Source organism: Acetobacter orientalis (assembly GCF_000963965.1).
Lineage (GTDB): Bacteria > Pseudomonadota > Alphaproteobacteria > Acetobacterales > Acetobacteraceae > Acetobacter > Acetobacter orientalis.
Map to the genome: position 1 here is coordinate 1 of NZ_BAMX01000037.1, position 17,535 is coordinate 17,535.

A 17,535-nucleotide genomic window follows, 5' to 3' on the forward strand; every position below is an offset into this window, starting at 1 on the left:
ATTTGGTTGCTGCCCGTACTTCTGACCATTGCGCCCATTCGGCTGGGTCGTGCGGCAGGGTGTTGGGTTGCGCTACAGAAATACGGCAGCCGCCAATACCAAGGTCTAGCGGGGCGTAAATTTCAGGGTAGTCAAATTCCATCAGCACATCTGCGCCGCAAATGCCAATTTGTGCCCCGCCAGAGGCCACAAACGTGGCGACGTCAAACGAGCGAACACGCACAACATCAACATTGGGGTTTTGCGTAGGAAAGCGCAGTTTACGGCTGCTTTCGCCCAGGCAGTCATCTGATGGGGCAAGGCCGGATTGCTGTAAAAGCGGGGCCACAGCCTTAAGAATACGGCCTTTAGGAAGGGCCAAGACAAGTGGCGTATGGGTTTCTTCCGTGCCGGGAAGGCGCTGGTTTTGTTGGTCAGGCTGGGGCACGGTCATGAAAACTCCGGTCGGGCAGCTAAAACAAAGGGGTGCGTGACAGCGGCACTCCTAGCACAACCCGGTGCTGCTTCAAAGGTAAAGCCTTCTCTGGGCAGGAGAAAGTACCTGCCCAGAGTTGCATATGGCTTTAGCGGCGCCACCAGCCTGTGCGGCGGCGTGGGGCTGGCTGCTCATCATCAATAACGATGGGCTGCACAATAGACGGGTCTGCGGCTTGCGCGTCTGGCTCGGCGGCAGCTTCTGTCTTAGCAGGTTCAGCCTTTGTGGCAGCGCGGCGGCGGCGTGGGGCTGGTTTTTCAGCTTCTGCTGCGTCTGCTGCCTCATCCGTTCCCTCAGCTTTGCGGCGGGGGCGGCCACGAGTTGCACGGGGTTTTTCTTCCGTGCTGGCTTCTGGGGCTGCGTCTGCCTCGGCTGTTTTGCGGGGTGCGCGACGGCGGCGTGGCTTAGGGGCCTCGTCTTCGTCTTGCACGCTGTCCGCTTCGGCTGCTGGGCTTACCGCTACAGGGGCAGTGTCTGCCAGCAGGTCGTTGCTTTCCGTGCTGGTTTCTTCTGTTTTGCGGCGGCGGCGCGGTGCCCGGCGGCGTGCAGGTTGGGCCTCAGCTTCTTCTGGCTCGGCTTCAACTTTTGCAGGCTGTACAGGTGCCGCAACAGGAGCAGGTGTGGGGGCTACCACAGCAGCTTCACCTTTGGCCGGTTGCGCCACAGGGGCAGCTTTGCGGGCTTCTTCTGCCTGCATGGTGCTATTTTCGATCAGGTCGAAAATATCAATGCTGCCGCCAAACGGGTTGGCTGGGGTTGGCCCCTGCCAGACTTGGCTTGGGCGGCGCTGTTCCTGCCGGGGGGCCGGGCCTTGTGCGATAGGCACCTGCACTTGCACTTCTTGCTGAGGCTGACGCTGCACGCGAGAATGACGTGTGCGGCGGCGGCCGGGGGCCAGATTTTCGCCGTTTGCCTCTTCAACCGTGTAGGTTTCGGGCTGTTCATCGGCTTCAGATTCTGGCGCGTTAGCATGAGTGTTTTGCTCGTGCTGCTCTGCCTGTGGTGTGCGTTCATCGCGGTTGCCATTACCCCCACGGCGGCGACGGCGGCGGCGGCGGCGGGGTTCGTCTTCGTCAGGCGTGGCCGCTGTAGCGTTTTCAGGCGTTGCAGTTTGGCGGGGTTCTTCAACCTCGTCTAGCTCGGCTGGTGCTTCTACGGGTGTGTGCTCAATGGCCACATTTTCGAGCGGGGGCTGTATAGGGGCCGGTGCACGCTGTACGCGGGCCGGTTGCAGGCGCTCAATGCGCACCTCTGGTGCAGGTAGGCTGGAATCTGGGGCAAACAGCACTTCCATGTAGTGGCGTTTTTCAATTTCAGCCAACCACGTGCGTTTGTTGTTAAGAATATAGAAAGCAATTTCTGGCGCCACATGTACCGTAATGGCAGAAGCGCGGCGGCGTGCGCCTTCTTCTTCTACGCTGCGCAGCACGTGCAGGGCAGAGCTTTCTATGCCGCGTACCATGCCTGTGCCCTGACAGTGGGGGCAGGGGGCAAAAACGGCTTCTGCCACAGAAGGGCGCAGCCTCTGGCGAGACATTTCGAGCAGGCCAAAGTGTGAAATGCCACCCATTTGAATACGTGCGCGGTCGTGGCGCAGTGCCTCTTTAAGGCGGCGCTCGATCATGACGTTGTGGCGGCGGGATTCCATGTCAATGAAGTCAATGACAATAAGGCCAGCAAGGTCACGCAGGCGGAGTTGGCGTGCAACTTCATCGGCGGCTTCTTGGTTGGTGCGGAAGGCCGTTTCTTCAATGTTACGCTGGTTGGTAGATTTGCCAGAGTTTACGTCTATAGCCACGAGAGCTTCGGTCTGGTTGATAACCAGATACCCGCCAGAGCGCAGAGACACCACGGGGGAGAACATGGCGTCTAGGTGCCCTTCCACATGGTAATGGGTAAAGAGCGGCTGGTTTTCCTTGTTCCACAAGCGCACTTTCTCAGCGTGCTGGGGCATAAGCAGGCGCATGAAGTCACGCGCGGCTTTCCAACCAGATTCACCGTCAACTAGAATTTCGCTAATTTCGCGCGTGTAAACGTCTCGAATGGCGCGTTTAACGAGGCTTGCTTCTTCATAAATGAGCGCTGGCGCTACGGATTGCAGCGTGAGTTCGCGAATGTCGTCCCACAAATGCAGCAGGTACTCGCAATCTCGGGTAATTTCAGGGCCGGGGCGTTGTGCGCCAGCGGTACGCACAATCATGGCCATGCCGCGTGGCAGGTTGAGGTCTGAAATAATGTCGCGTAGGCGGCGGCGGTCTGCCACAGAGGTAATTTTGCGAGAAACGCCACCGCCGCGCAGGGCGTTAGGCATAAGCACGCAGTAGCGGCCAGCCAAAGACACGTAGGTTGTAAGGGCAGCGCCCTTGTTGCCACGTTCTTCTTTAACCACCTGCACCAGCAAGACCTGACGGCGGCGGATGACTTCTTGAATGCGGTAGTTCCGCAAGAAGCGGGCAATACGCTTTTGAATAAGCGCTTCTTCGCCGGTGTCGGTTTCGCCGCCAACATAGTCTGGGCCACCGTTGCGGCGTGGGGCACGGCGGTTTTCGCTGCCGTCTGCCTCTGCTTCAGCGGTTTCTTGCTCGTCGCTCTGTTCAGCGTCTTCGTCGTCTGCTTCAGCGTTTAGGTCTTGGGCGTCTGTGTCTTCGTTGTCTTCATCAGCATCAATCAGCGCTTCTTCTTCTGCTTGCAGGGCAAGCAGTTTCTCGCGGTCTGCTACCGGAATCTGGTAGTAGTCCGGGTGAATTTCGCTAAAGGCCAAAAACCCGTGGCGGTTGCCGCCATACTCAACAAAAGCTGCCTGAAGGCTAGGCTCTACCCGTATAACGCGGGCGAGATAGATGTTGCCTTTGAGCTGCTTTTTGGCAGCAGCTTCAACATCGTAATCTTCAAGTCTGTTTCCATCCATCACGACTACGCGCGTTTCTTCCGCGTGGGTCGCGTCTATAAGCATCCGCTTTGACATAAAAAGAAAAACTCCGGTGCGCCGGTGGCTGGCCTTTTCGGTGCGGCCGCGTAAGCGGGTAGGCACGGAGCTGGAGCTCTTCCGGCTGGCAAGAATAGGTCTGTAAGAAAAAATAGTAAGGGGCAGAAGCCAGAGCCGCGCGTGAGGTGACGGCAGAGGATCGGAGGCAGGGTGCTGCTTCCGCTCTGGTCAAACGCTCAACATATAGGCCCCTGGCTATGGTCATGTATCCTTCAACCAATATGTTCTGTCCCGTTTGCGCGGGGGCAGCGCGGTAACGCCAGCCGCGCCCTTTCACACAAAGGGCGGAACAGAATGCATGACGGGCAATCTGCCTTGAGCCATGCCTACCCACCATGACGCAAAGTGTGGTGAATCGCAAGTCACTCAGAATAACTGTTTTTTATACTTTTCAAGGGTGGCATGGTTTAGCCATGATGGTGGTGTACCAATGCTCTGTTGTAACAAGGCGTGTCTCTTATGTCCGTAAAGCCTTTCTCTGCCCCTTTGCCTGCTGCACCAGAGCCGCACCCGCACGTTGCGTATAAGGGGTATACTGTACCACTTTTGTCGCGCCGGGCTGTAGTAGGGGGCGGGGTGGCTGCAAGCTTAGCGGGGGGGCAGGTGTTTGCAGCGCCGCATACGCATGTGCTGGGGCATTTACCGCCGCCAACGCCCGCAACCCCTTTGCATGCACCTGCACTGACTGGCAAGGCACGGCCAACCCCACCCTTAGTGATGCTCGACCCCGGACACGGCGGGAAAGACCCCGGTGCTATTGGTTTTTCTGGCACCTATGAAAAACACGTGGCTGAAGCAGCTGCGGCTGAACTGGCACGGCAGCTTATGGCAACAGGGCGTTACCGGGTGGCTATGACGCGCACGTCAGATCGGTTTATTCCGTTAGATGGGCGGGTGGAGCTTGCGCAAAAGCATGGGGCGTCGTTGTTTATTTCCATGCATGCTGACGCGCTGCATAATGCCTCTGTGCGTGGGGCAAGTGTTTACACGCACTCTCATGGTGCCTCAGACAGCCAAACGGCGGCACTTGCCCGCACAGAAAATGATGCAGACCGTTTTGGAGGCCCCCTGGTGCAGGGGGCATCGCCTGAAGTGCAGCAAATTTTGGCGAGCTTGGTGACTGAAGAAGCGCGGCGCGGGTCTTTGCATATGGCTAATGCTGTTGTGTCGTCTTTTAGGTCGCGCATAAACCTGTTGCCACACCCGCAGCGCCATGCGGCCTTTGCGGTGCTTAAATCTGCGCAAATACCGTCTGTATTGGTTGAGATGGGTTTTATGTCTAACCGGTTAGATGAGGCCGCATTACGCCAAGCGGGGCATAGAGCTATGGTGGCAGGCGCGATGTGTACCGCAGTTAACCGTTATTTTGCTTCTGCTGGGGTTGGGTTGGCTGGTTAACTCAACCGGCGTTTGCGGTAAGCAAGAGCAATGCCAACACTAAGCCCGGTACAAGAGCCAAGGCCCAGCCAAAATAAAATGCCTTTTCCGGGGTCTTTGTAAAAAGACAGCACTAACGCCAACAACGGCAATAAACCCCGTAAAATTTGTGCCCAGAAAGAAGAATATTTTGTTTTTTGTATAATATTTGCATTGTGTGTTTGCAGGTGATCATGTGCGAAAAAGGTAGCGCACCAAAGGATAAAAACACTGCACCAGATTATCATATTTTTTCTTTCAATTTTTGGTGCGCAATAAAAGCTATGGTGGCGCAGAGAAATGCTAATGCATAAACGGAGCAGTAAAGCCCATAGTTGTTTAACCAGTCATGCGTTATTGTAAAAAGATCTATACAGGGCAAAGAGAGTGATAAAATAACGACAGCTAGGCACTGTATGCGCCAGCCATTTATGGGGCGGTGTAGGAGCGAGTAAAGTAGGGCATGCACACTAAAAAAAGCCCAGACCATAAAAAAAGTGGCTGTTTCAGGGCCTGTGCGGGCGGGTAGGGTGCTTGGTAAAAGGCGGTTGGCCAGAAAATAGCTTAAAGTAGCGGCGGTTAAGCCGGTTATGGTGCTCATGGTTAGCCCTTCGCCTAGCCGAAAGGCAATGTGTCGGCTTGAATGTTTGCGGCGTTTTATAAAAAACAAGACAAGCCCGGCTGCCATCATGGTCGTGCAGGCTAAGCCGGATGCAAAATAGAGCCAGCGCAATAAAAAAGAAGAAAAACGCGCAAAATGTAGCCCTTGCATAAGCCCTCTGGCTTGGGCGCTGGCGCTGTTTTTTTCCTCTACGCGCAGAAAATGCCCATCTGCTCGGCTGAAAATAGCCGTGCTTTTATTAGCAAAAAGAGTGTCTTCATCATTTTCGAAAATTTGTATTTCAGTTGATGAAAAAAGAATAAAACGGCAATCTGAAGTGTGTAAAAGTGTTTTGGCCTGCTCAACAAGCGGCAAAAGTGGCGGGATAGGCGACGGTTTTGCTGACGGGGCTACGCGAGGTCTGCTTTTTTGGGGCAGGCTAGTTGCTATGTGATGTTGCACAAAGGGGTGTGTAGGAAAAATAGCGCGGGCGAGAATAACCGTGCCTGTGTAAGTTATCATAATAAGGAATGGGAAAAATAAGACCCCCGTTAGAAGGTGTGCATCTAACCATGCGCGGGGTTTAGCCGCAAAAGGCCTGACAACAACAAGGTTTGGCCAAAGTGCTTTTATGTGAATGGCAATGCCTGCCCCTGCTACCACTAAAAGCAGGAGACCTAAAAGGCAAACAAGAGTAGAGCCAACAAAAACTCCGCTATAAAGTGTGAAATGGAAATTAAAGAAAAACTGCCCACCTGCTGTTTGGCGTGCAGGAAAAATATGGCCGTCTGCCGCTAATGCGGGGCCAATAAACGCATGTCCGTTATAATTTAAAACCCTTAAAACAGGGTCTCTGCGCGATGGTAGAAGCAGAAAAGGAAAAGTGCCTTTTGCTTCATCATTTTGCAAAAGTGTTGCTGCATGGGTGAGGGCGGGGGCCGTTAGCGTTGGTGGGGCAGTTAGGGGTATTTCTGGCTGCATCCAATGTGTAATTTCGGTATCGAAAACGCTCAGTGTGCCTGTTGCAAAAATACAGGTGAGCACAAGCCCGGCAAGTAAACCTAACCAACTATGGAGCCACCCCATATGCAGCCGGAAAGTTTCACGCGTGTTAGGTGAGCTGCTCACGCAAGCCAACCGTTAAAAATGGTTAATACGAGTAAAATGCTGGCTAAACACCACAAGCCCCACTTATAGGTGCGCGCGCCGTAACCGACCAAAAGCAGGAGCGGGAGTAGGGCAACGCTTACCATTTCAAGCAGGCTACTTCGTTCTTTGGTGTCTTGGCCGTTTGGGTCTAGGCCAGCCAGTAACGCTGCATGTGCGGTAGCATAAGCCAATAGAGTAGCCCCTAATAGCCATAAAATACGTTTATAAACAATGACTTGTTTTTTATGTGCCAATTTTGCGTTGGGCATGTTTGGGCTGCTGGTGGGAGGCATGGAGGGATCTACTAACGCTGTGGTGCTGATGAGTTGACGTGCGAGGCATATATGACAAGAATGCAATTATGAGAATAACTCTTAATATCGTATAGGACTGCAACCGTATGCCATGTCAAGGTCAGAAAAAATGATACTGCGTTACCCGCCACTTTTCTCTCGGTTTCCCATACGGGGTATGGTGGCTGGGTTACTTGCCAGCACAGCACTCATGGCATGTTCAGCGTTTGCGCAAAGTAAGCCAGTGCCTAAAACAGCTAAAGCGGAAGAAACTGTTAAGGGCACAGACGAGCAACTTGTGGTTAAAGCCAAACGCCGCAACCAAATGGAAGTGAGTAGTGGCGGGCAGCTTGGGGCATTGGGTACAAAACGCGGTTTAGATGTGCCCTTTAATATACGCAGCTATTCTTCAAGCCTTATCCTTAACCAGCAATCACAAACATTGGGTGAGGTTTTGGAAAACGACCCCTCAGTGCGGACTACTTATGGTTATGGTAATTTCTCAGAAATGTTTGTTATCCGTGGCTTTGTTTTAAATGGAGATGATATTTCCATTAACGGGTTATACGGTATTACGCCTCGCCAGCTTGTTGCACCGCAGCTTTTTGACCAAGTGCAGGTGCTTAATGGGGCCAGTGCGTTTTTAAATGGCGCGGCCCCGAGTGGGTCTGCCATTGGTGGCAATATTAACCTTATGTTCAAACATGCTGAAAATACACCAATAACGCGTATTACGGGAGATTATACCAGCACAGCTATGGGAGGTGGTGCCATAGATGTAGGCCGCCGTTTTGGGCGCGATAAAGCCTTTGGTTTTCGCTTAAATGTTGCTGGTCGCTCTGGGCAGACCGCTATTGATGATGAAAAACGGCATAGCGTTGCATTAGGTGCAGATTTTGACTGGCATAATGACAATACGCGTATTTCTGTAGATATGAACTATGAGAATCAAGGGGTGGATTGGGGACGGCCTGATGTTTTCTTGGGAAGTGGAGTGACGCAGGTGCCCAATGCGCCCTCAACTCGTAAAAATTATGGCCAACCTTGGACTTATAACGATCTTAAATATATGTTTGGTATGCTGAATATAGAGCATGATCTTTCAAAGCATATCACATTATATGGTGCATTTGGCGGCATGGGCTCAGATGAAAAGGGTAATTATTCCTCTTTTACGGTTAATGATGGGCGAACAGGGGACGGTACCTATGGCAGCATGTATGTGCCTTATGTGCAAACATCAGAAAGTACGCGTGCTGGTGTAAGAGCACATTTTGATACAGGGCCAGTGAAGCATGAAATAAATGCAGGTGGGTCTGGCTTGTGGTCAGAAACGGATACGGCCTACGCAATGGCATGGGGTACTACGGCATCTGGTAATTTGTACCGGCCGGTATATTCGCCAGCACTAGAGCAAAATTATGTGGGGGGAGATATTGATAACCCGCAACGTAAAAGCGATACACGCCTTTTTAGTTTATTCTTTTCTGACACAATGACTTTCTGGAAAGACCGTATAGCCCTTACGGCGGGTTTTCGGTACCAGAACATGCGCATTAATGGGTATGATTATAACACAACAGCTTTAACGAGCCATTATGACCAAGGGGCCATAACGCCAGTGGTTGGGCTGGTGGTGCACCCAACACGCCATACGGCGCTTTATTTTAACCGTATTGAGGGGTTGTCTCAGGGCCCAACGGCAAGTGGTAGCAATATTGTTAACCTTGGCCAGATTTACCCCCCCTACCAAAGTGTGCAGTACGAGGTGGGGGCAAAGTATGAAATGGGACGCTTTAGTGCCAATCTGGCATTTTTTCAAACATCTCAGCCTAATTCTTATACAGAGCCTTATGGCAATTCTGGTGCTTCTATTTTCAGAAATGACGGTATGCAGCGTAACCGCGGCGCTGAGTTGAACATAAATGGCCAGATTATACCGGGGCTGCGCTTTAACGGCGGGGCAACTCTTATAGATGCGAACCTACGCCGCACGGCTCAAGGCACAGATGATGGGCATAGCGCTATTGGGGTGCCAAATTATACCATTAATGGCAATTTGGAATATGACTTGCCTTTCTTAAAAGGCGGTACGGTTGTTGGCCGTGTTGTTAACACGGGTAAACAGTGGGTTAATACAGCTAACACCATGCATTTACCGGTATGGACACGGTTTGACCTAGCTATGCGCTACACATTTGCTGTGCAGCATAAGCCCATAACCATGCGTTTTGGTGTCGATAATATAGCAAATAGCCGCTACTGGGCCTCTTCTTTCAATGGGTATTTGCTGCAAGGGCAGCCTCGTACGTTTAAATTTTCTGTAACGGCAGATTTGTAACGGGTTTTTTCTCACGAAAGGTAAGGGGCGGCATGTTTGGGGTGCAAGCGCCTAAATGTGCGCCCCTTTAAAGCGTGGTGGCTGAGTGATTTGTTGAGGTGCAAAGAGAGTATGTGGGCTTATGATCGTTTTTTCAGGCAGCTCATTGGCTAGGCGTGTGAGCGCCTTTTGCCTTTTCATGTTCTGTTAAAAGAGCCCATAACTTTGTTGGGAACGGAAGAGCTGAAGGTGCGTTATATTTCCGCCTTACTTTGGAGCTTGCACGATGGAAAAGCTTTCCCCTGAGTTTCAGCAAAAGCAAAAACCTGCCGCCCGGCTTATTGTGCTGGCCAGCGTGGTAGTGGTGTGGTTCTTTCTCAAACTTGCTGGGCTGTTTAAAAAGAAAGCCTAAAATTTCAGATAAACCGCCGGGTGCTAAGTTGTGCACGTTTTATCCACACTCTTACGCACGCAAATATCCGCAGAATCTGGGGATAAGTTGTGATGTGTAGAGGGGGTGATGGAGTATATTAAGATAAGCAAAACGGCTGCCAGAGGCAGTGTATTTTACTTTAAAATTTTAGGATATTTGACTGTTTTTCTTGGTAAGAGAAAAACATTTGGTGCCCAGAAGAAGACTCGAACTTCCACGACCTTGCGGCCACAGGTACCTGAAACCTGCGCGTCTACCAATTCCGCCATCTGGGCTCAAATGGCAACCCGGAGTGCTCTGGGCTGGTGAAGGGGGATTTACCCCGGCAGTGCAGGGCCGTCAACTGGCAAAATGCACTTTTTTAACAAATATGTGTTTGGGGTGTGGCTGGTCTCTTGCCAGCTAAAGGCGCACTTTGCTGGCGGGAACGGTTTGGGGCGCTCTGTGTGCCATAATGCCGTGTGTGGGCTTAGTGATAAGGTGTGGCTGTGGCCTTTTTTGAAAGCACAGCAGCCAGTGCAACCTAAGGAATAGCTTAGAGTTGCATAAGGCGTGCATTAGGAGAGTGAGAGCGGAAATGGCCACAGATAAAATTGCGAGTGTATTTGGCGGTAACGGCTTTGTAGGCCGGTATGTTGTGCAAAATTTGGCAGAAGCCGGGTACACCGTGCGTGTGGCCAGCCGCCGCCCAGATTTGGCTACCCCTTTGCGTACGTTAGGTAAAGTGGGGCAGGTGGCCCCGTTTTATGCCTCTGTGTTGGACGATGCTTCTGTGGCGTGTGTGGTGCAGGGGGCATCGGTTGTTATTAATTTGGTGGCCGTGCTGGGTGCTACGCGTAGCCAAGGCCTAGAAGCTATTAACGTGCAAGGGGCCGAGCGGGTGGCCCGTTTGGCAGCCGAAGCTGGGGTAAGCCGTTTTGTGCATATGTCTGCGCTGGGGGCAGCGGCAGATGCACCATCGGCTTATGGGCGTAGCCGTGCGGCGGGCGAGGCGGCGGTTAAGCGTTACCAACCGAATGCCGCTTTTGTCCGGCCTTCTGTTATATTTGGCCCAGAAGACCACTTTTTTAACATGTTTGGGGCTTTAGCCCGCTACCTGCCAATAATGCCGGTTTATGGTGCCCATACACGCTTGCAACCTGTGTTTGTTGGAGATGTAGCGCACGTTGTGACTTGCGCTGCATTAGAGGCTGAGTTGGCCGGTAAAGTGTGGTCTTTGGGTGGGCCAGATGTTTTGAGCATGCAGCAAATTTATGCGTGGGTGCTTAAAGAGGTGCGCCGTAACCGTATGGTGTTTGCTGTGCCAGATGGGTTGGCCAAAATACAGGCGGCCATATTTGAGCGGCTGCCGGGAAAAATTCTAACCCAAGATCAACTGCTTATGCTGTCGCAGGATAACATAGTGCAGCCCGGCCAGCAGGGCTTTGCTGAACTGGGCATGGTGCCGCGCTCTATTGAGCAATGTGTGCCGTTTTATCTTGACCGGTTTAGGCCCGGTGGTGGGCGTTCTGGTATTATTGTTGAAAAACAATGCACTACAAAAATATAAGACCGGAATGATACGTATTTTTACGAAGTCTTGCCCATTATCTAAAGGGGAATAAGTAAAAAATAGAGAAAGGACAGCAATACTGTCTTTTCAAGGTGGGGAGGGGCAGGCTACCTGAGGTTCGCATGTTTGGGGTGAAGTGTGTCTGCTTCACCCATTCGCCGGGAAGAGCCTCCAATGACCACACCGATGCTGAAATTTATCTCTGTTGCGCAAAAACAGCCGGAAAAACGGGCCGCCACCGCCCGCCGTGCAGATTTTGCCGAGATTTATGAGGATTTTAAGCCGGTAGAGGCCACAGAACAGGCCAGCCGTTGCTCGCAGTGTGGTGTGCCCTTTTGCTCTGTGCATTGCCCCCTTGGGAATAATATTCCTGACTGGCTGATGCTGACCGCCAATGGCCGGTTGGAAGAGGCTTATGAGGTGTCGTCCTCAACTAACTCTTTCCCTGAAATTTGTGGTCGTATTTGCCCGCAAGACCGCCTGTGCGAAGGTAATTGCGTTATTGAGCCGGGTTTTGAGAGCGTGACCATTGGCGCGGTTGAACGCTATATTACCGACACAGCGTTTGAAGAAGGTTGGGTAAAGCCTACCCGCCCAGTGCGTGAGCGCACAGAATCTGTGGGTATTGTAGGTGCTGGCCCAGCTGGTTTGGCTGCGGCAGAGCGCCTGCGTGCCGTGGGATACCAAGTGCACGTGTATGACCGCTACGACCGTGTTGGTGGCTTGCTTGTTTATGGCATTCCCGGCTTTAAGCTGGAAAAAGATATTGTGGCCCGCCGCCATAAACTGCTGGAAGAAAGCGGTGTTACTTTCCACCTTGGCCAAGGTATTGGCGATGGGGAAGGGGAGCTTTCTTTTGCGGCTCTGCGGGCAAAACATCAGGCTGTGTTAATTGCAACAGGCGTTTATAAATCGCGCGAGATTGGTGGGCCCGGTGCAGGGCTTGCCGGTATTGAGCGCGCGCTAGATTACCTGACCGCGTCTAACCGCCGCTCATTGGGGGACACACTGCCCCAGCCAGAAGAAACCGCATTGAATGCCAAAGGCAAAAATGTAGTGGTGCTTGGCGGTGGCGATACGGCAATGGACTGTGTGCGCACGGCCATTCGGCAAGGGGCTAAGTCTGTTAAATGTGTGTACCGGCGCGATAAAGCCAACATGCCCGGCTCTGCCCGCGAAGTGAAAAATGCGGAAGAAGAAGGTGTGGAATTTGTCTGGCTGGCGGCCCCAGAAGCCTTTGTGGGCGATGGCCACGTTACTGGCGTGCGTGCAAGCCGCATGAAGCTGGGCATGGCTGACGCTACAGGCCGCCAATCTGTCGAACCGTTGGAAGATAGCGCATTTACCCTTGAGGCTGACCTTGTGATTAAGGCCCTTGGTTTTGACCCAGAACCCCTGCCGCAACTGTGGGGGCAGCCAGACTTGGCGGTTTCTCGGTGGGGTACACTTAAAGTGGGCCAAAGCACGTTTATGACGAACCTGCCCGGCGTGTTTGCCGCAGGTGATATTGTGCGTGGGGCAAGCCTTGTTGTGTGGGCCATTAAAGATGGTCGGGACGCATCAGAGTGCATTCATTCATGGATTCAAGAACACGCATCGGCCGAAGCCGTGGCGGAGCAGGGATAAAAGACGATGGATAAGCTCCAGAACACACAGGGCCCCGAAAGCGCAGAGCAGTTTTTTACTGCTTGGGATGCCAACGTAAAAGCCCTAGACGGGCTGTATGATCCCGCAGATGAACGCGATTCTTGCGGTGTTGGCCTTATTGCGGCCCTAGATGGCAAAAGCCGCCGCGATGTGGTTGAGGCCGGTATTGCAGCCCTAAGCGCCATTTGGCACCGTGGTGCGGTTGATGCAGATGGCAAAACGGGGGACGGTGCTGGTATTCATGTTGAAATACCGCAGGGTTTCTTTGCTGATGCCATTACCAGCACAGGCGACCAGCAGCCAGAAGCAGGCACTATTATAGCTGTTGGGCAGGTTTTCTTGCCCAAAACAGATATGGTTGCCCAAGAGCAATGCCGCCAGATTATTGAAAGCGAAATTCTGGCCTTTGGGTATGGCATTTACGGCTGGCGCCAAGTGCCGATTGATACCTCTTGCATTGGTGAAAAAGCTAATGCAACACGGCCAGAAATTGAACAGATCATGATCCGCAACCTGCCCGGTAAGGCAGAAGAGGCGTTTGAGCGTGACCTGTATGTTATTCGTCGTAAAATTGAAAAAGCCGCTATTGCAGCACAGGTTGACCTGTATATCTGCTCTCTGTCTTGCCGGTCTATTATCTATAAAGGCATGTTCCTTGCTGAACATTTGACCGAGTTTTACCCAGACCTGCTTGATAAGCGCTTTACCAGCCGTTTTGCTATCTACCACCAGCGTTATTCAACCAATACCTTCCCAACATGGAAGTTGGCGCAGCCTTTCCGGCGGTTGGCCCATAATGGTGAAATTAACACCATTTCTGGCAATATTAACTGGATGAAAAGCCACGAAACACGGCTTTCTCACCCAAACCTTGACCCGTGGATGACCGATATTAAGCCGCTTGTGCAGGCGGGTGGGTCTGATACGGCTGTGCTGGATAATGTGTTTGAACTGCTTACGTTTGCAGGCAGAGACGCACCAGCGGCCAAAACGCTCATGATCCCGGCAAGCGTTGGGGGTAATTCCTCAATGAAGCAGAGCCATAAAGACATGTTTGCGTATTGCAACGCGGTTATGGAACCATGGGACGGCCCAGCCGCCCTGTGCGCCACCGATGGCCGCTGGGTTGTAGCCGGGCTTGACCGCTCTGGCCTGCGCCCGTTGCGCTACACCGTAACCGATAACGACCTGCTTATTGTTGGCTCTGAAACAGGCATGGTACGCGTGCCAGAAGCCAATATTGTAACACGTGGCCGCCTTGGCCCAGGCGATGTTATTGGTGTTGACCTGCAAGAGGCTAAACTTTACGGCAACGAAGAGCTTCTGGATCTTTTGGCTGCCCGTCAGGAGTTTTCTTCTTGGGTTGGGCGTATTCAGAAAATTGGCTCCATTGTGCGCTCAGACGTAACAGAGCCGGTGAACTACGAAACTGAAACCCTGCGCCGCCGCCAGCTTGCTGTTGGCACAACGCTGGAAGAGCTTGAAGCAATTTTGCACCCCATGGTGGAAACCGGCAGCGAAGCTGTTGGCTCTATGGGGGACGATACACCGCTTGCTGTGCTTTCGCCCCGTTACCGAGGGCTTGCGCATTACTTCCGGCAGGGCTTTAGCCAAGTTACCAACCCGCCGATTGACTCCTTGCGTGAATCCCGCGTGATGAGCCTTGTGACGCGCCTTGGTAACCTTGGGAATATTCTCGACCAGTCGGCAGACCAGTGCGAAATGCTGCAACTGCCAAGCCCTGTTCTGACATCAGGTGAGTATGAAGCGCTGGTGAGCTTCTGTGGTGCTTCTGCTTGCGTGGTAGACTGCACTTTCCCGGTTAAAGATGGTGAAGCTGGCTTGCGTGATGCCATTGCGCGTATTCGCCGTGAAGCAGAGGAAGCCGTGCGCGGTGGGTGCACGCATGTGTTCTTGAGTGATGAAAATCAGTCAATCGACCGTGCGTATATTCCCATGATTTTGGCAACGGCTGCGGTGCATACGCACCTTGTGCGTAATTCTTTGCGCACCTTTACGTCTTTAAACGTGCGTACTTCGAGTGCCATGGACGTGCACGCTATTGCCGTAACTATTGGCGTGGGTGCGACAACCGTTAACCCCTATTTGGCGCAAGAATGTATTGCAGACCGCTACCGCCGGGGCCTGTTTGGCAAACTGACATTACGTGAATGCATGGAGCGTTACCGTAAGGCGGTGGACAAAGGTCTGCTCAAGATCATGTCCAAAATGGGTATTTCCATTGTGGCGTCTTACCGTGGCGGGTGTAACTTTGAGGCTGTGGGTCTGTCTCGCGCACTTACGGCAGAGTTCTTTCCCGGTATGCCGTCTCGCATTTCTGGAATTGGTTTGTCTGGTATTGCGCGCAATGTGCTCACTTTCCATGGTGAGGCATGGAACACAGCCAGCCTGACCCTGCCAGTAGGTGGGCTGTATAAAATGCGCCGAGGTGGCGAGGTGCATGCGTTTGATGGCAACCTCATTCATATGCTGCAAACTGCTGTAGCAACCGACAGCTTTACCATTTACAAACGGTATGCAGATGCCGTGCAGGCCCAGCCGCCTGTTGCGCTGCGTGACCTGCTCGACTTCCGTGAAGGGCGCACGCCCATACCGGTAGAAGAGGTGGAAAGCATTACGCAGTTGCGTAAACGCCTTATTGCGCCTGCCATTTCTTTGGGGGCCCTTAGCCCCGAAGCGCACGAAACGCTCTCTATTGCCATGAACCGCATTGGTGCCAAGTCTGACTCTGGCGAAGGTGGGGAAGACCCCGCACGGGCTAAGCCGCGTGCCAATGGCGATAATGCCTCTTCTGCAATTAAGCAGGTGGCATCTGGCCGTTTTGGTGTAACGGCGCAGTACCTGAACGATTGCCGCGAGCTTGAAATTAAAGTGGCGCAGGGTGCTAAACCGGGCGAAGGTGGCCAGTTGCCCGGCTTTAAGGTAACCCAGCTTATTGCCAAATTGCGGCACGCTACCCCCGGCGTTACGCTTATTTCTCCGCCGCCGCACCACGATATTTACTCGATCGAAGATCTGGCGCAGCTCATTTATGACCTGAAACAGATTAACCCAGATGCGACCGTTACCGTTAAACTGGTGGCACGCTCTGGCATTGGCACTATTGCTGCGGGTGTGGCGAAGGCGAAGGCTGATGCCATTCTTATTTCTGGCCACTCTGGTGGTACGGGCGCCAGCCCGCAAACATCTGTTAAATATGCTGGTCTGCCGTGGGAGTTGGGGCTGGCAGAGGCACACCAAGTGCTTATGCTTAACCGCCTGCGCCACCGCGTAAAACTGCGCACAGATGGTGGCATTAAAACAGGGCGCGATGTGGTTATTGCTGCCATGTTGGGTGCTGAAGAGTTTGGTATTGGCACAGCAAGCCTTGTGGCCATGGGCTGCATTATGGTGCGCCAGTGCCACTCTAACACCTGCCCGGTTGGCGTGTGCTCGCAAGATGAAGACTTGCGCAAGAAGTTTGAAGGCACGCCAGAAAAGGTTATCAACCTGTTCTCTTTCATTGCGGAAGATGTGCGCAATATTCTGGCCCAGCTTGGCTTTAGAACCATTAACGAGATTATTGGCCGTACAGACCTGCTGCGCCAGGTTTCTCGTGGGGCGGATTATCTGGACGACCTTGACCTGAACTCTCTGCTCTCCCAAGCAGACCCCGGCCCTTATGCGCGCTATTGCACGCTTGAAGGCCGTAACGAAGTGCCAGATACGCTAGACGCCCAAATGATTGGGGACGCAAAGCCCCTGTTTGACCATGGTGAGAAAATGCAGCTGCACTACAATGTGCAGAACACCCAGCGCGCCATTGGCACGCGCATTTCCTCTCTCATTGTGCGGCAGTACGGCATGAAAACACTGGCGCCGGGCCACCTGACCGTGCGTTTGCGTGGGTCTGCCGGGCAGTCTTTGGGGGCGTTTGCGGTACAGGGCCTTAAGCTTGAAGTGTTGGGTGATGCCAACGACTATGTGGGCAAGGGGCTTTCTGGCGCAACCATTACGGTTAGGCCGTCTCCGTCTTCCAAACTGGTGTGCAACCAAAACGCCATTATTGGTAACACGGTGCTGTATGGGGCCACTGCGGGTGAGCTTTATGCGGCAGGGCAGGCGGGTGAGCGCTTTGCGGTGCGTAACTCTGGCGCGACAGCCGTGGTTGAAGGTTGTGGTTCTAACGCCTGCGAATATATGACCGGCGGCACGGTTGTGATCTTGGGCGGCATTGGCGACAATTTTGGCGCAGGCTTTACCGGCGGCATGGCCTTTGTGCTGGATGACAACAACAGCTTTGAGCGCAAAGTTAACCCTGAATCTCTACTATGGGCACGGGTTGAGCAAGGCGAGTGGGCAGACAAGCTACGTGCTTTGGTTGAACGCCATGTAACTGAAACAGGCTCACCTTACGCCACGATGTTGTTGCACAAGTGGGAAGAAGTGCTGCCCCGCTTCTGGCAGGTTGTGCCGCGTGACTATGCGCGCATTATCGGCTTTAGCGTGCCAGAGGTTGCACAAAAGCGTTCTGCCTAAAAATTAGGGCGCTTATTACAGCCTAAAACAGGGCGGGGTAGGGGTGTGTAGCCTTTGCCCCGCCCTTGTTGTTTGCAGTGTGATCGGCGTTGCATATTGTGGGGTCGCGCAAGGTAAAATTGCG

10 protein-coding genes and 1 tRNA gene are annotated in these 17,535 nt (G+C 53.0%); 6 read left to right on the forward strand and 5 right to left on the reverse strand.

Going from position 1 to position 17,535, the window contains the following annotated elements:
• Positions 1-433 (reverse strand): ATP phosphoribosyltransferase (gene hisG / locus Abor_RS11790; RefSeq protein ID WP_048842096.1); only part of this gene is annotated, 433 nt, incomplete at its 3' end.
• Positions 434-563: 130 nt separating this feature from the next.
• Positions 564-3,440, reverse strand: a complete 2,877-nt coding sequence (locus Abor_RS11795; protein ID WP_244877893.1) for an Rne/Rng family ribonuclease — start codon at positions 3,438-3,440, stop codon at positions 564-566.
• A 480-nt stretch (positions 3,441-3,920) separates the two neighbouring features.
• Between Abor_RS11795 and Abor_RS11800 the strand changes: the two genes are divergently transcribed.
• A complete protein-coding gene (locus tag Abor_RS11800; protein WP_232015036.1) occupies positions 3,921-4,859 on the forward strand; it encodes an N-acetylmuramoyl-L-alanine amidase family protein in 939 nt (312 codons plus the stop codon).
• Positions 4,860-5,121: 262 nt separating this feature from the next.
• Here Abor_RS11800 and Abor_RS11805 read toward each other — a convergent pair whose 3' ends face one another.
• The gene (locus Abor_RS11805) at positions 5,122-6,606 is read right to left on the reverse strand and encodes a PepSY-associated TM helix domain-containing protein (RefSeq protein WP_126621367.1); all 1,485 of its coding nucleotides are present in this window, start codon (positions 6,604-6,606) and stop codon (positions 5,122-5,124) included.
• The gene (locus Abor_RS11810) at positions 6,603-6,896 is read right to left on the reverse strand and encodes a hypothetical protein (protein ID WP_126621368.1); all 294 of its coding nucleotides are present in this window, start codon (positions 6,894-6,896) and stop codon (positions 6,603-6,605) included. The genes Abor_RS11805 and Abor_RS11810 overlap by 4 nt, the downstream gene beginning before the upstream one ends.
• 154 nt (positions 6,897-7,050) lie before the next feature.
• On the opposite strand from Abor_RS11810, the gene Abor_RS11815 reads away from it, so the two are divergent.
• Positions 7,051-9,261, forward strand: a complete 2,211-nt coding sequence (locus Abor_RS11815) for a TonB-dependent receptor (RefSeq protein WP_048842101.1) — start codon at positions 7,051-7,053, stop codon at positions 9,259-9,261.
• Between the two features lie 265 nt (positions 9,262-9,526).
• The gene (locus tag Abor_RS13250) at positions 9,527-9,652 is read left to right on the forward strand and encodes a hypothetical protein (protein WP_261767192.1); all 126 of its coding nucleotides are present in this window, start codon (positions 9,527-9,529) and stop codon (positions 9,650-9,652) included.
• Between the two features lie 209 nt (positions 9,653-9,861).
• Here the strand turns inward: Abor_RS13250 and Abor_RS11820 are convergent.
• Positions 9,862-9,948, reverse strand: a tRNA-Leu gene (locus tag Abor_RS11820).
• A gap of 302 nt (positions 9,949-10,250) precedes the next feature.
• Here Abor_RS11820 and Abor_RS11825 point away from each other — a divergent pair.
• The 3 genes from Abor_RS11825 to gltB all read left to right on the forward strand — a co-directional run bounded on the left by Abor_RS11825 (position 10,251) and on the right by gltB (position 17,411).
• Positions 10,251-11,222: a complex I NDUFA9 subunit family protein gene (locus Abor_RS11825; RefSeq protein WP_048842103.1), complete on the forward strand. Its 972-nt coding sequence runs from the start codon at positions 10,251-10,253 to the stop codon at positions 11,220-11,222.
• A 177-nt stretch (positions 11,223-11,399) separates the two neighbouring features.
• On the forward strand, positions 11,400-12,851 hold the full coding sequence (locus Abor_RS11830; RefSeq protein WP_048842104.1) for an NAD(P)-dependent oxidoreductase: 1,452 nt from the start codon (positions 11,400-11,402) through the stop codon (positions 12,849-12,851).
• 6 nt (positions 12,852-12,857) lie between these two features.
• Positions 12,858-17,411 carry a glutamate synthase large subunit gene (gene gltB / locus Abor_RS11835; protein WP_048842105.1) on the forward strand — a complete coding sequence of 1,518 codons (4,554 nt, stop codon included), beginning with the start codon at positions 12,858-12,860 and terminating at the stop codon, positions 17,409-17,411.
• Positions 17,412-17,535: the final 124 nt, after the last annotated feature.